We start from the raw sequence: 13,650 nt of genomic DNA on the forward strand, positions 1-13,650 counted from the left end.
CCTGCGCAACGCTGCCTTCGCCTTCGGGGAGATCCCACAGCACATGCAGTGCCACAGTGGGCGTGATGCCAGTCAGGCGATGGACTTCAGAGGCGTCCGCGAACTTTTCGGTCAGGTTGGTGGCGGCGGCCGCCTGAATGAACTTGCCGAAGCGGGTTCCGGTATTGGCAAAGCCCCACGATGGAATCTCGATCTGGAGTCCATCGAGAGCGCGCCACACGCGCTCCTGTTTCTCCTGCGGAAGAGATGACACGCTACGTTCCATCGTCAGGGTCCTTGGAAATGATTTCGATTACTGCAACGCACATACTACCAGAGTGTGAATTCACATGAGAAACTATTCACCTAATGAAGGAAGGCTCTTCTTGGTATCTGAGCCGTCTCATGGATGTTTTTCAGCATAGCCGTACCTATCTTTTGCAGCTAAAGGAAAGTTTGCATGCCCGGACCTCTGCTCGGCGTCCTGTATCACTGGCTTGGCGGACTTGCGTCAGCCAGTAACTTCATTCCGTTTCGCGCCATCCGGCGCTGGTCGTTCGAGATCTACTGGATCATTCAGGGCGTCGCTGCGTGGCTCATCGCTCCCTCGGTCATCGCCTGGATCTTTGTTCCGCATGTAAGCGAGATCCTCTCTCGCTCTCCGCGTGAGGCTGTTGTCCATGCCGTTCTCTATGGCGTGGCCTGGGGCTTTGGCGGCCTGACCTTTGGACTTGCGGTGCGCTATCTCGGTATCGCGCTTGGATACGCGGTTGCGCTAGGTTTCTGCACGGCCTTCGGCACGCTGATTCCGCCCATGCTGGCAGGGCAGCTCAGTGTTATCGCCAGCCAGACCGGCGGGCGGATCATTCTTCTGGGTGTAGGCGTGTGCCTGCTGGCGATCGCGGTGAATGGCCTTGCCGGTTACTACAAGGACCGTGACACGGCCGATGAGACACCGACGAGCGAGCAGCAGAAAGATCTTTCGTTTGGTAAGGGTATTGTGGTCGCGGTCTTCGCCGGCATCATGAGCTCGTTCTTTGCCTTTGGTCTGGCGGCAGGCAAGCCGATCGGCGATATCGCCGCCGTTGAGCTGCGCGCGCAGGGCCGGCTCGATCTCTGGCAGAACCTGCCGGTGTTGATCGTGGTGCTGTGGGGCGGCTTTGCGACGAACCTTGCATGGTCAACGTGGCTGATCCTGCGGAAGCGCTCGGCAGGACAGCTTGCGGGTGCGGTCTCTGATCCTCAGGCCGGTGGCGTCAACAAACTCACCGGCGGACAGTTGGCGAAGAACTATCTCTGTGCGGCCTCAGCCGGCATCATCTGGTACTTCCAGTTCTTCTTCTACTCGATGGGCCAGACCAAGATGGGCAAGTATGACTTTTCGAGCTGGACGTTGCATATGGCTTCGATCATCATCTTTGCGGCGATCTGGGGTGTGAGTCTGAAGGAATGGAAGTCGGCGAGCCCGCGGGCGAAGGCAGTGCTTGCGTGCGGTGTAGGGCTGCTGATTCTTTCGACGGTGATTGTGGGATACGGCAACTACCGGTCGGCGCATTAGACGAGTGACCACCCCAACGATCTTGTTCGTTGGGGTGAAGCTTGAGAAATCGTTGCGCTGAACGCAACGTCCTGTTGGACGGGCGTATAGCCGGTTATCCCTGCGGTTTATACGTCTTAGCGAGAAAACGTATTCTCTGGGAGCCAAAGATAAAACCCCATTGATATAATTCGGCCTGCGAAAATAATCGTCTATCGTTGATGATGGATTCGCAGACCGAACCGCCACTATGACCCATCTCGCGCTCGCGCTCTTGAGTGCCAGGCAGCTTGCTACCTTGTCCTGGCCCGACATTTTGATTTTGCTGATGTACTTCGTGCTGGTGATCTTCATCGGCTTTTACGTGAAGGATTCAGCCAATACCAGCGAAGAGTTCTTCCTTGCGGGTCGTGAGATGACGGCCTGGATTGCGGGTCTCAGCTTCGTTTCTGCGAATCTGGGTTCGCTGGAGCTGATGGGATGGGCAGGAACGGCCTACCAGTACGGCCTTCTGGCGACGCACTGGTACTGGATCGGCGCGATTCCCGCGATGCTCTTCCTGGGCATCGTGATGATGCCGTTCTATTACATCTCCAAGACGCACTCGGTTCCGGGCTATCTGCAGCTACGCTTCGGTGAAGGCGCGCGTGCGGTCAGCGCGGTCACCTTCGGCGTCATGACGGTGCTGATGAGCGGCGTGAACATGTACTCGATGGCGCTGGTGATGAAGGTCGTACTCGGCTGGGATATCAACTTCTCCATCTGGGTGGGCGCCTTTACGGTCGGCCTGTATGTCATGCTCGGCGGTCTGCGTTCGGCCATCATCAATGAAGTGCTGCAGTTTGTGCTCATCTGGGCGGGCGCTGCGCTGGTGCCGATTCTCGGCCTGATCGAGGCCGGCGGCTGGACCAACCTGAAGCATCAGATCGCTGCGCAGATCGGCAACGAAAGCTACATGCATCTGTGGGCTAACACCGGCAGCTTCCAGGGCAACGCGATGGGTATCCACTGGACCGGCCTGGTCTTCGGTCTTGGATTCGTCATCAGCTTCGGCTACTGGACGACGGACTTCTTGGTGGTGCAGCGTGTGCTCTCCGCCAATAACCTCCGCGCGGCCAAGATGGCTCCAATCATCGGCGCCATCTTCAAGATGGCTGTGCCGCTGATCGTGATTCTGCCGGGCGTGCTGGCGATTGCCGTGCTGCGTAATCCTGATGGAACGCTGATGCACCTGGTCTCGGAGAGCGAAGCGATCCGTACCGGCCAACACAGCTTCAACGAAGCTCTTCCACTGATGCTGGTGCGCTATTGCGGTCCTGGACTTCTTGGCCTTGGCATCACTGCGCTGGTTGCAGGCTTTATGAGTGGCATGGCGGGTAACGTCAGTGCCTTCTCCACGGTGTGGACCTATGACCTGTACGGCGCCTTCATGAAGAAGGATGCTCCCGACAAGCACTACGTCATGGTTGGCCGTGCGTCCACGGTGGTGGGTATGTTGCTGTCGGTTGCGACGGCGTACCTGGTGATGAATGCGGCTTCGATCATGGACTACGTGCAGGCGCTGTTCAGCTTCTTCATTGCCCCGTTGTTTGGAACCGTAATCCTGGGCATGCTCTGGAAGCGCAGCACGAACGCTGGTGGTTTCTGGGGTCTGCTGATCGGAACGCTCTCCTCGATCGTCATGTGGATCTGGGTCTATAAAGATCCCGGTGCGCTGCGGTATATCGCGCTTTCCCCGGATGCGAAGCCGATGGCGGAGAATCTGTATCGCGCGTTGTGGAGCTGGCTGATCTGCGTTGGCATCACCGTAGTGGTCAGCTATATGGGCAAGGCGAAGTCCGATGAGGAGCTCAACGGGCTGGTCTATGGAGCCACGGTCATTCCTGCAGAGGATGAAGTTCCGCTGTGGCAGCGTCCAATCTTCTGGGCCGGGGTTGTGGCCGTCTTGCTCGTGATCGTCAATATCATCTTCTGGTAGGAGGAAGCCTCAATGTCCGGTCAAACGCCTCACCCTAATGTTCATCCGCATCCGGCGTCCTCGTCGGTAACGGCACCCGAGAGCGGCCGTCGGTCGCTCTCCATCTGGTTCTTCGTCGGAATTCTCTGCCTGGGTTACGGCCTGGTGCTGTTGCCGATCGGCGCGTACCAGTTCTCGCATCCGCCGGCTGTCGTTCTGGCAGAGCTTCACTCGACCTTCTGGTGGGGGCTCGGGATGACCCTCTTTGGTGCTTTCTACACGATCCGCTTCCGGCCATAACGGAGGAGGAGGATCGTGTCTTTAAATCAAAACGTTTTACTGGAGGATGAGTCGTGCGTCTACGGATGTTTGCCGCGCCGAGTCTGGCGCTTGCTGCCTGGCTGGTGTCTGTTCCTGCACTGACGGCACAGGATGTTCACGTGAAGGTCTCTCCTGATTCGAAGGGCAACACCTCCAGCAGCGACGATTTCCCCACGATCCAGATGGCGATGGATCACGCGCCTGACCCCGGACCGAACGGACGTCTGTATCTGCACATCGCCCCCGGCACCTACAAGGAGCGGGTATGGGTCTCGCGTCGCCGAGCGCATACGACCTTTCTCGGCACCGGCAGCGATCCGTCACAGGTGGTGATTACGGCCGCGCGCACCGGCCCGACGACGGGCGGTACTTTTTTTTCGGAGTCGGTCGAGATCAACGGCGACGACTTCCAGGCCGATAACGTCACCTTCGAGAACACTGCGGGCAACACAGGGCAGCGGAGCAAACGACGGGCTATGTCATCACCAACTCAAAGGTGACGGCGGAGAACGTCGAGGGCAAAGGGTTCTATCTTGGACGTCCGTGGCGCGCGTACTCTCGCGGGGTCTTCATGCATACGGAGCTGCCGGCAACGTTGAATCCGCAGGGCTGGCAGGAGTGGAAATCGAATGCCGCCGACCTCGCCAAGACCTTCTACGCTGAGTTTGGCAACACCGGGCCTGGAGCGGATACGGCACATCGTCCGTCATGGACGCATCAACTTACTGCCGCACAGGCAAAGCCGTTTGAGCCTGCGGTCTTCCTGAAGGGAAGCGATGGCTGGAATCCGGTTGCCGAAGCAGCAAGGCTGCCATAACTAAAAACCGCATCAGGAGCGACAGCCGCCATGCGATTCGTACTGTTCCGTAAAAGTCTTGTCAGTATCGCGTTGACCGCGGCGGGTGTGCTGGCTGCGCAGAGCCACGTGGATGTGCCTCCTGTGGCTGCCGGCGGCGGCGGCGATCCTCGCCCGGAGCAGTACTTTCAGGTGCAGCCTCCGTTTGACAGCGGCAACTTCATCAAGCCGGGGAGCTCGCTCACTCCGGCGCAGAGGGAGGCGCGTAATGCTGCGTGGCGGCATGAGATCCGCCGGCAGCTTTACGTTCCGGATCGTCTTCCTGCGCTCGGGGCAAAGGTGTGGTCGAGCTTCTCACCGATGCCAGGCGTCGTTGCCGATCGCGTGACCTATGCGACGGCTGACGGTATGCGTGTTCCGGCGATCGTCTATCGTCCCGATCCGAAGCTGCTGAAGCCCGGGCAGAAGCTACCTGGCATCGTGGTCGTGAACGGGCACGGCGGCGACAAGTTCAGTTGGTATGCCTTTTACAGCGGCCTGCTCTTCGCAAAGGCAGGCGCGGTTGCGGTGACTTACGATCCGATCGGCGAGGGAGAGCGCAATGCGCATCGTGCCAGCCGTGAGAGTCCATCTCCGCATGACGCCGCCGTCGATCAACCGCACTGGGGGCAACGGCTTGCGGGCCTGATGCAGGTGGATGTGATGCAGGCGGTCAGCTATCTGCGTTCGCTGCCGCAAGTCGATGCCGCACGGATCGGTACAGTCGGCTACTCCATGGGTGCGTTTGTCAGCGGTATTACCGGAGCGATCGACACGCGGATCCATGCGGTACTGCTGAGCGGTGGCGGCACCTTCGACGGTCCACATGAGTACTTCGATACCGGCAAGCTGCCCTGCCAGGCGCCTCCGTATCGTGCGCTGGCGGTGCTGGGCGATCGTGGACCGATTCTCTACACGCTGAACGCCGAGCGCGGCCCCATGTACGTGATGAATGGCGATGCGGATACGGTGATGAAGATGAGCGATCATCCTCCGGCGTGGTTTGCGGCGACACGCGAGCGTGCGGCAAACCTGATGGACACCGAAGAGGGGCTGTTTACGACGGTGCTGTATCCGGGCATCAGCCATCGCACCAGTTGGGTGAACCTGGATGGCATGCTGTGGCTCAACCGGCAGTTGCACTTTGCTTTCTGGGATGAGGCGGGAATCCGTGCCGCCGGGACGACGCATATCTCCGCGTGGATCCAGAAGAACAATGTGGAGATCTCGAAGAATTACATCCGCGAAGACCGCGAAGGCGGGCTCGATGCGGTCGGGACTGGGTTTCCGGGAATTCCACGAGCGGATCTGATGGTGCTTCCGGAAGAGGAGTGGAAGCGGGAGCAGAAGCAGCTTCTGTACGAGTCGTGGGCGGGGCAGATGCAGGCCCGGAACGCCGCCCGCTGAGGGAGGACGCTGGGGTGTGTCATCAAACTCCTGCCGTCAGCGCCGGGAGCAGATTTTTACGAGATCGAGGAGTGAGGAGCGAACTGTAGCTGGTCTACTGTGTCTTGACCAAATTTCCCTCTATTAGGACATCGAATAACGTGCTGAAACGCCGAATTCTAATGCTTACGCTGGCCGCCGCCGGCGTCGCATCCCTCCCCCTGCACGCACAGAGTTCGTCACCTTTGCAATCAACAACTTCTGACTGGTCGGTAGATAGCCGGTCGAATCGTCCCACACTGCAGCTCGCCGCGCTCGATATGAGCAGCTCGTCCCAGCCTATTGGCTCCATGGACGAGGCGGATGCGGATGCCGGGGCGATCATCCCGCCTCCTGCAGGACGGTCGGCCTTCCAGATTCGTCCATTTCGTCAATACGCTACTGCAGTTCGCTTTGGTTCTCTCGGGTTCGGACCGGAGGTAGCTACGCCGCTTGGCCGGCGAGTTAACCTGCGCATGGGTGCAAACTTCTTTGGGTATACCGGCACCTTTGGGAACGGCGGCTGGAACTATGACGCCGACCTCAACTTCAAGTCCGGACAGGTGCAGGTCGACTACTTTCCGTTCTATAAGGCAGGCGGATTCCACGTCAGTCCGGGTCTTGCCTTCCAGAAGAACCATGGATCGGCGTTTATCCATATCGATCCAGGCGCTCGGTTCGACATGGGCGACGGCACCTACACAAACTCGGCGACCGACCCGGTCAAGGGAAATGCCACCTTTGCCTACGATCGCACGGTGGCGCCGATGGTCACCTTCGGTTTCGGCAATCTGATTCCGCGCAATGGCCGCCGCTGGAGCATTCCGGTCGACRTCGGAGTGGTCTTCACGGGAGCTCCGAAGTTCGGCCTGGACATGGATGGAACGGTCTGCGATCCGCAGGGCTGCGGCAAGCTTTCGACCGACGCCGGTGCTCAGGCTGACCTGCAGCGCCAGCGTGTGAAGATCCAGAACGATCTCAAGGACTATGCAACGGTGTATCCGGTTATCTCCGTTGGCTTTGCCTGGAACTTCGGATCACGTGACTAAACTTGATTGGTTTTTCGAAGCCGCATGCTAGTTAGGCTTCGCAGGGACGGTGAAAGCCGTCCCATTTCTCTCCGGTGGTATCTCTGGTAACAACAAACGCCTCGCAAGCCGCGAGGCGTTGTTGGTTAACCATTGATCTCCAGCAAACCTTCCGGCAGGTTCATCTCGATGCGTTTCGCATCGAGATTCAGCGACTGGATATATGCCTGCACGAAGGGGATCAGAAGCTCATCGTCGCTCTCGTGTTTCTTCACGACGAGAAGCGATGCGCCGTGCGGCGATTCACTCCCGTGAACATCGACAATGGTGCCGATAGGGCGATCGTGATGATAGAGCTCGCAACCGATCAGATCTGCGATCCACACGCGGTCTTCTGCGAGGGCCACGCGTTCTGCGTCGGGAACGAACACCAGCTTGCCCTGCAGGGTTTCAGCATCATTGATGGAATCAATGCCGCTCAGCTTCAACACGACACGGCCGGCGTTGCGGCCGACGGGAAACCAGTGGCCTTCCACCGTGGCGGGTGTAGGTTCGCCGGCAGCATTTTCCAGCAGCACGGAGCTGGTGGTTTCAAAGCGCTCCGGAAAGTCGGTGAGCAGATCCGCCAACACCTCGCCCTTGCGTCCCTGGGGACGCAGAAGGCGAGCGATAGCGGTGTAAGGTGAACTGCTCATCCGAGAATGCTCTGCTCGTCCGCCGACGGACCATACATGCCGGGGATGGGAACTTCCAGCAGGCGCAGATAGACGCCAAGCTGTGCCCGGTGATGCACGAAATGGTTGAAGAACATGGTGCGGTAGGCCAGGATGCGGCCACCGGTAAAGAGGACGCGATCATGGTACTTCAACTGCCAGGTCGTCTCCATCTCTTCGTCGGAGATGTTTGCGAGCAGTGCGCGCGTCTTTGCTGAGGTTTCAGCCAGTACCGCAGAGGCCACTGCCGGGCTTTCGAAGGTAAAGCTCGGTATCTTGCTCTGCGAGAGGTCGACGACCGGCTCGCTGAGCACCGTGGCGCCAAAGCCCGGCAGGGTGGCTACGTGCATCACCAGCTTGCCGAAGAGCATGGACCTTTCATGGGGCTTCCAGTCGGCCTTCTCAACGGAGGGGAGCCGCTCGAAGAGCCGCTGGGCGCTTCTGATCTCCGTGTCGTAGTCGGCCAGCAGAACATCTGCAATGCGCATGAAGGGTCTCCTTACATTCCCGTGATGTTGTAACCGCAGTCGACGTAGGTGATCTCGCCGGTGATGGCGCTGGCCAGAGGAGAGCACAGGAAGACTGCTGCGCCACCCACCTCGAGCTGATCGACATTGCGATGCAGCGGGGCGCGCTCGGTCACGGTGTCCAGGATCTTGGTGAAGTCGCCGATGCCACGCGCAGCCAGGGTCTTGATGGGACCGGCGGAGATGGCGTTGACGCGGATGTTCTTCGGTCCGAGCGAGGCGGCGAGGTAGCGCACGGTCGCTTCCAGCGCAGCCTTGGCGACGCCCATGACGTTGTAGTTGGGGAAGACCTTCTCCGCGCCGTAGTAGCTCAGCGTGAGGATGGCCCCGCCGTCCGTCATCAGCGGCAGCGCCGCACGCGAGACGGCGATCAGCGTGTAAGCGCTGACGTCGTGTGCAATGCGGAAGCCTTCGCGGCTGGTGAAGATGAAGTCGTTCTTGATCTCATCGGCTGGTGCGTAGGCAACGGCGTGGATCAGGATGTCAATCTTGCCGAACTCCTGCTGGAAGGCGGCGAAGGTTGACTCAATCTCAGCATCGACGGAGAGATCGCACTGGAAGGCTTTGGCGCTTTTCAGCTCCGGCAGCAGAGCATCGGCTTCTCTCTTCAGACGCTCATTCTGGTAGCAGAGGGCGATGGTCGCACCTGCCTCAGAGAGCTTCTGGGCAATACCCCAGGCGATGCTGCGCTTGTTGGCCAGGCCGAAAATAACGGCAACTTTGCCGGTCAGATCAATCATGCAAATCCTTCCTTTCCATTGGAAAGGGTATCAGGATTGGAGCAAGATGAGGCCAGATGGTTGCGTCTTGATCGTGGTGGGAGCAGCGGGCCTCAGCCCGGGTTGGCGGACCTTATATCGAGCCTTCGGTACGACTCTGAGCCTTGCTACTGCTGAGGCTGTGTAGGTTGTTGCTGCTCCTTGTCGCCTCCGCCGCCGAAGATCTTCTGCAAGAAGTTCTTCTTCTTTTTCGGCTCTTCCACCGCTGGATTCGGTGAAGAACCAGGATTCGGCTGTGCCCCCGGATTTGGTGGCGGGCCTGAACGTACCGCGGCTGGATTCGGCGAAGCTCCCGGCTCGTTGCCTGCGGGAGGTTGCTGGTTCTCCTGCCTACCCACACAATGCAGATCAGGTTCGAGGTGTAGCCTGCGAACCACGCGTCGTGGCTGGTGCCGGTCTTGCCCGCGGCCGGAGCCATGAAGCCGCGCTYGCGGGTCTCATAGCCGTAGCCGAAGTTCATCACGCCTTCCATCAGCGAGGTGGAGAGTGCGGCGACGCGTGGATCAAGCACCTGGCGCGCTTCGGGCGCGAAGTCGGCGACGATATCGCCGTTCAGATTGCGGACGCTGGCCAGTGTCCACGGGTTCAGATGCACGCCGTTGTTGGCAAAGATGGTGTACGCGCCGGCCATGTCGAGCGGCGTGGCGTCATACGCTCCCAGTGAGACAGCAGGTGTGCCGCGTGCAGCGGCAATGCCGGCCTGGCGCCCCAGCGCAGCGACGTTCTCAAAGCCCACCATCTGTCCCAGCGAGATGGTGGCGTTGTTCAGCGAGTGCGCCAGCGCATAGATGGCGGTTACAGAGCCGTGGAATTCGTCCTTGTAGTTGCGCGGCGCGTAGGTCTGACGGCCGTTGTCGAAGGTAAACGTGGTGGGTTCGTCGTCCAGCATCGTCGTCGCGGTGAAAATGCCTTTATCGCCGATCGTCTGGCCATTCACGCTGGCGTTGTAGGCAGCCGCGTAGACGAAGGGTTTGAAGATCGATCCTGTCGGCCGCTTCGAGGTGGCGTGGTTCAACTGCGAGACGCCGTAGTTGCGTCCGCCGACCATTGCCAGAACCTGACCGGTGTGCGGGTTGAGGGCGACGAGAGAGACCTGCGGCCAGGTGATGGGGCCATTGCCGCGATGCTGCTTGCGGACCATCTCATCCACGTTCTGCATGCCGATAGCGACAGCTTCTGACGCGGCACGCTGCAGATCCGGATCAAGCGAGGTGTAGATGCGCAGCGATTGGTGCGAGAGTTCCTGGTCACCGATGCGCTGCACCAGGTTGTCATGCACGACGTCGACGAAGTACGGAGCCTCAGAGGCATCGACGTTCGGCGGAGCCAGGCGGATAGGCTCTGCCTTGGCGCGCTCAGCCTCGCTCTTCGTGATGGCATTCGTCTCCACCATCGAATCGAGAACGATATTGCGACGCTCCATCGCGCGTTCCGGATGCTTGTAGGGCGAGAAGTAGTTGGGCCGCTGAATCATCCCGGCCAACATGGAAGCTGATGAGGATCTCGATCAGCTTGCGCTTGATGTGCTTTTCAGGCGTAAGGAAGAAGCCGCGAGCAAGCTGCTGCGTCAGTGTGGATCCGCCGCAGGCTTTGCGGCCGCTCAACACGTCCTGCACGCCGCACTTGATAGTACGGGCATAGTTGATGCCGCCGTGTTCGAAGAACTGACGGTCTTCGATTGCAGTGACTGACTGCACCATGCGCTGCGGAATGTCCTTGTAGCTGACCAGGCGGCGCTTGATACGGTTCTTATCTTCGGAGAGGCCGGTGATGAGCAGCGGTTCCAGCTCGTAGCCGCGCAACGCCACACCGTTTTCCGCGGTGATGGACTGAACTTCTCCATCCTCGGTGGTGATGGTGGCGCCGTCAGTGGAGTGGAAGCTCTGCGGACCAGGCTTGATCAGGATGGTATCGCCGCGTAGTTGGAAGGTGCCCATCTGCGGGTTGTTGTTGTATCCGGCCTGGCGAAGCTCCTGCCCGATGGCGCCGGCGCTTAACTTCTGGCCGGGACGCACCTCACGTGGAGCAGCGAAGATCTGCGAGGTATTGGTAAACATGGGACCGGCGTTCAGCCGGTCGTCCACGATCTTCTGATACCTGAAGTAGTAGTAGCCGAAGACGGAGAAGAACAGAAGCAGCAGCGCCGAGCACGCGATCAGCGCGACCCGAAGGATACGAACGCCCAGCGAATGCTGGGCGCCGGTGCGGCTGTTGCCGCCGATCTTCACTTTTACGGCCATAGGTGTTCTCTTACTTAGACGCAGATTCGCAGACACGCGTCAGTGCCTGCGTAACTTCCTCTACAGCAACATCTACGCTCTCATTGGTCAGGCGGTTCACAAACTCCACCTTCCCCTCGGCAAGTTTCTTGCCGATGTTGATACGGAAGGGGATACCGGCCAGATCGGCATCCTTGAACTTCACTCCGGCACGCTCGTCGCGGTCATCGAGAATCGTATCGAAGCCGGCCTTGTCGAGTGCCTGGGCCACGGTTTCACCGGCTGCGCGAAGCGTCTCGTCGGCGACGTTGGTCACCGTGACCACCACTTCGAACGGCGCGATGGAGGGCGGCATGGCATAGCTGATCTCGCCCCTGGAGTCGATACCACGATTAGCGGCAGACTGCTCGATGGCCGCGGTGAGGATGCGCTCGATGCCGATGCCGTAGCAGCCCATGATGGGCATGACTTCCTTGCCTTCGCGATCGAGCACGCTGGCACCCATCGACTCTGAGTAGCGGTAGCCGAGCTTGAAGATATGGCCGATCTCGACTGCCTTGCCCAGCTTGAGCGATGTGCCGCACTTCGGGCAGGGCTCGCCTTCGTTGATGTTGCGGACGTCCGCGATCAGGGTCGGTTTGAAGTCCTTACCCGGCGTGACGTTGCGTAGATGGAAGCCTTCCTTGTTGGCTCCGGTGATCAAGTTCTTGCGGCCTTCCAGGGCGGCATCGAGGATGACGAAGTCGGCTTTGACGCCGATCGGACCAAGGAAGCCGGCCGGAGCGCCGAAGGCAGCCAGAATCTCTTCAGCGACCATGGGACGCAGCTCACCTCCGCCGACAGCGGTTGCGAGCTTGGCCTCGTTCAGCATGTGGTCTCCGCGCAGGAAAGCGACGATGGTCTTCGACTTGCCGTCGGGAGTAGTGACGACCATTGCCATGGTCTTCATCTGGTAGACCGGGGCAACGTTCAGGAACGCGCCTACTTCGTCGATGGTGCGCTGGGTTGGCGTGGAGACCTCTTCGACAATGCCGTCTTCGAGTTCAGTGACAACCGCCAGGGCGCTGGTGGCTTTCTCCAGATTGGCGGCGTAGTGGCAGTTGGGGCAGCTTGCGATCAGGTCTTCGCCGGCATCGGTGTAGACCATGAACTCCTGCGAGGCGGAGCCGCCCATTGCGCCGGAGTCGGCCTCGACGGCGACAAAGTCCAGGCCGCAGCGCGAGAAGATATTCCGGTAGGCGCGGTCGTGCTTGTCGTAGCTCACGTCCAGGCCGGCAGCATCGATGTCGAAGCTGTAGGAGTCCTTCATGATGAACTGGCGGACGCGCAGCAGGCCCGCCTTGGGACGGGGCTCATCGCGGAACTTGGTCTGGATCTGGTACCAGATCTGCGGCAGCTGTTTGTAGCTGCGCAGCTCCTTGCGGGCGATGTCGGTCATGACCTCTTCGTGGGTCATGCCCAGACAGAGGTCGGCGCCCTTGCGGTCTTTCAGGCGGAACATGTTCTCGCCCATCACAGACCAGCGGCCGCTGGCCTCCCAGATCTCGCGGGGGTTCAGCGCCGGCAGAAGGAACTCCTGCCCGATAGCGTCCATCTCTTCGCGGACGATGGCGACGATCTTGTTGATCGAACGGTTGCCGAGAAGCAGGTAGCTGTAAATACCGGCGCCCAACTGGCGCACATACCCCGCCCGGAGAAGCAGCTTATGGCTTGCCACCTCGGCGTCGGCCGGAGCCTCGCGCAAGGTGGGGATAAAGAGCTGAGACCAACGATGCATAAGTGTTGATTGTATCGAAGGGAACCCGGCGAAAAACGGTTCCGGCGCCCCCGGTTCCTGCTTGGTATAGTGGTAGGCACCATGCCGCCTGTGCCGCTGAAGATTGATACTGCTCCTGGTGCGTTGGAGGGAATCCTCATCATGCGTCTCTCCGGTTCGCTGACGCTTGGCGATCTGCCTAAACTGCAGGCGGCGGCAAAGGCGTCTACGGAGCCCCTGGTGGTTCTGGATATCTCGGGGGTACCGTACGTCGACTCTGCCGGGCTCGGCGCCATCATGAACTTCCATCTGGCAGCCCAGAAACAGGGGCGAAGGCTGGCCGTTGCGGCCCCGCAACAGCGCATCGCCGCGCTGATGGAACTCACCAAGGTGAATACGGTGTTGAAGGTGTTCCCCACCGTAGCCGACGCCGAGTCGACCCTGTAGCTTAATTCGGGCTTAAGGTTCCAGATCCAAAACGGTCTTTTTTTTCAAAAAGTTGCACTATGTGTGCTGTATGACAGACACGTATATGCAGAATCATTCACGATAGGTTCAGCACTTCGATACACAC

The 13,650-nt window shown here is 59.7% G+C and carries 14 protein-coding genes and 1 pseudogene; 8 read left to right on the forward strand and 7 right to left on the reverse strand.

The window, feature by feature from the left end; translation table 11 throughout:
- A pseudogene (locus AB4043_RS16365) lies at positions 1 to 265 on the reverse strand (sugar isomerase); the annotation flags it as partial.
- Positions 266 to 439: 174 nt separating this feature from the next.
- On the opposite strand from AB4043_RS16365, the gene AB4043_RS16370 reads away from it, so the two are divergent.
- The 7 genes from AB4043_RS16370 to AB4043_RS16400 all read left to right on the forward strand — a co-directional run bounded on the left by AB4043_RS16370 (position 440) and on the right by AB4043_RS16400 (position 7,103).
- Entirely contained in the window at positions 440 to 1,537 is a 1,098-nt protein-coding gene (locus AB4043_RS16370; protein WP_442301965.1) for an L-rhamnose/proton symporter RhaT, read from the forward strand.
- Between the two features lie 229 nt (positions 1,538 to 1,766).
- Positions 1,767 to 3,494, forward strand: coding sequence for a sodium:solute symporter family protein (locus AB4043_RS16375; protein ID WP_442301966.1), 1,728 nt, complete (start codon positions 1,767 to 1,769; stop codon positions 3,492 to 3,494).
- A gap of 12 nt (positions 3,495 to 3,506) precedes the next feature.
- Positions 3,507 to 3,773, forward strand: a complete 267-nt coding sequence (locus AB4043_RS16380; protein WP_442301967.1) for a hypothetical protein — start codon at positions 3,507 to 3,509, stop codon at positions 3,771 to 3,773.
- 53 nt (positions 3,774 to 3,826) lie between these two features.
- The gene (locus AB4043_RS16385) at positions 3,827 to 4,294 is read left to right on the forward strand and encodes a pectinesterase family protein (protein ID WP_442307535.1); all 468 of its coding nucleotides are present in this window, start codon (positions 3,827 to 3,829) and stop codon (positions 4,292 to 4,294) included.
- The gene (locus AB4043_RS16390) at positions 4,291 to 4,611 is read left to right on the forward strand and encodes a pectinesterase family protein (RefSeq protein WP_442307536.1); all 321 of its coding nucleotides are present in this window, start codon (positions 4,291 to 4,293) and stop codon (positions 4,609 to 4,611) included. Before AB4043_RS16385 ends, AB4043_RS16390 begins: the two co-directional genes overlap by 4 nt.
- 30 nt (positions 4,612 to 4,641) lie before the next feature.
- Positions 4,642 to 6,036, forward strand: coding sequence for an alpha/beta hydrolase family protein (locus AB4043_RS16395; protein ID WP_442301969.1), 1,395 nt, complete (start codon positions 4,642 to 4,644; stop codon positions 6,034 to 6,036).
- A gap of 140 nt (positions 6,037 to 6,176) precedes the next feature.
- Positions 6,177 to 7,103, forward strand: coding sequence for a hypothetical protein (locus AB4043_RS16400; protein ID WP_442307537.1), 927 nt, complete (start codon positions 6,177 to 6,179; stop codon positions 7,101 to 7,103).
- Between the two features lie 125 nt (positions 7,104 to 7,228).
- Here AB4043_RS16400 and rimM read toward each other — a convergent pair whose 3' ends face one another.
- The 6 genes from rimM to AB4043_RS16430 form a co-directional block, all read right to left on the reverse strand.
- Positions 7,229 to 7,777, reverse strand: a complete 549-nt coding sequence (rimM, locus tag AB4043_RS16405; RefSeq protein WP_442301971.1) for a ribosome maturation factor RimM — start codon at positions 7,775 to 7,777, stop codon at positions 7,229 to 7,231.
- Entirely contained in the window at positions 7,774 to 8,283 is a 510-nt protein-coding gene (locus tag AB4043_RS16410) for a DinB family protein (protein WP_442301972.1), read from the reverse strand. Before AB4043_RS16410 ends, rimM begins: the two co-directional genes overlap by 4 nt.
- An 11-nt stretch (positions 8,284 to 8,294) precedes the next feature.
- Positions 8,295 to 9,062, reverse strand: coding sequence for an enoyl-ACP reductase FabI (locus tag AB4043_RS16415; RefSeq protein ID WP_442301973.1), 768 nt, complete (start codon positions 9,060 to 9,062; stop codon positions 8,295 to 8,297).
- 112 nt (positions 9,063 to 9,174) lie between these two features.
- The gene (locus AB4043_RS16420) at positions 9,175 to 10,524 is read right to left on the reverse strand and encodes a transglycosylase domain-containing protein (protein ID WP_442307538.1); all 1,350 of its coding nucleotides are present in this window, start codon (positions 10,522 to 10,524) and stop codon (positions 9,175 to 9,177) included.
- Entirely contained in the window at positions 10,457 to 11,341 is an 885-nt protein-coding gene (locus AB4043_RS16425; protein ID WP_442307539.1) for a transglycosylase domain-containing protein, read from the reverse strand. The genes AB4043_RS16420 and AB4043_RS16425 overlap by 68 nt, the downstream gene beginning before the upstream one ends.
- A gap of 10 nt (positions 11,342 to 11,351) precedes the next feature.
- On the reverse strand, positions 11,352 to 13,097 hold the full coding sequence (locus AB4043_RS16430; protein ID WP_442301975.1) for a proline--tRNA ligase: 1,746 nt from the start codon (positions 13,095 to 13,097) through the stop codon (positions 11,352 to 11,354).
- 81 nt (positions 13,098 to 13,178) lie between these two features.
- Here AB4043_RS16430 and AB4043_RS16435 point away from each other — a divergent pair, with 81 nt between their 5' ends.
- The gene (locus AB4043_RS16435) at positions 13,179 to 13,523 is read left to right on the forward strand and encodes an STAS domain-containing protein (protein ID WP_147650166.1); all 345 of its coding nucleotides are present in this window, start codon (positions 13,179 to 13,181) and stop codon (positions 13,521 to 13,523) included.
- Positions 13,524 to 13,650: the final 127 nt, after the last annotated feature.

The organism is Terriglobus sp. YAF25 (genome assembly GCF_052113305.1).
Classification (GTDB): Bacteria; Acidobacteriota; Terriglobia; order Terriglobales; family Acidobacteriaceae; genus Terriglobus.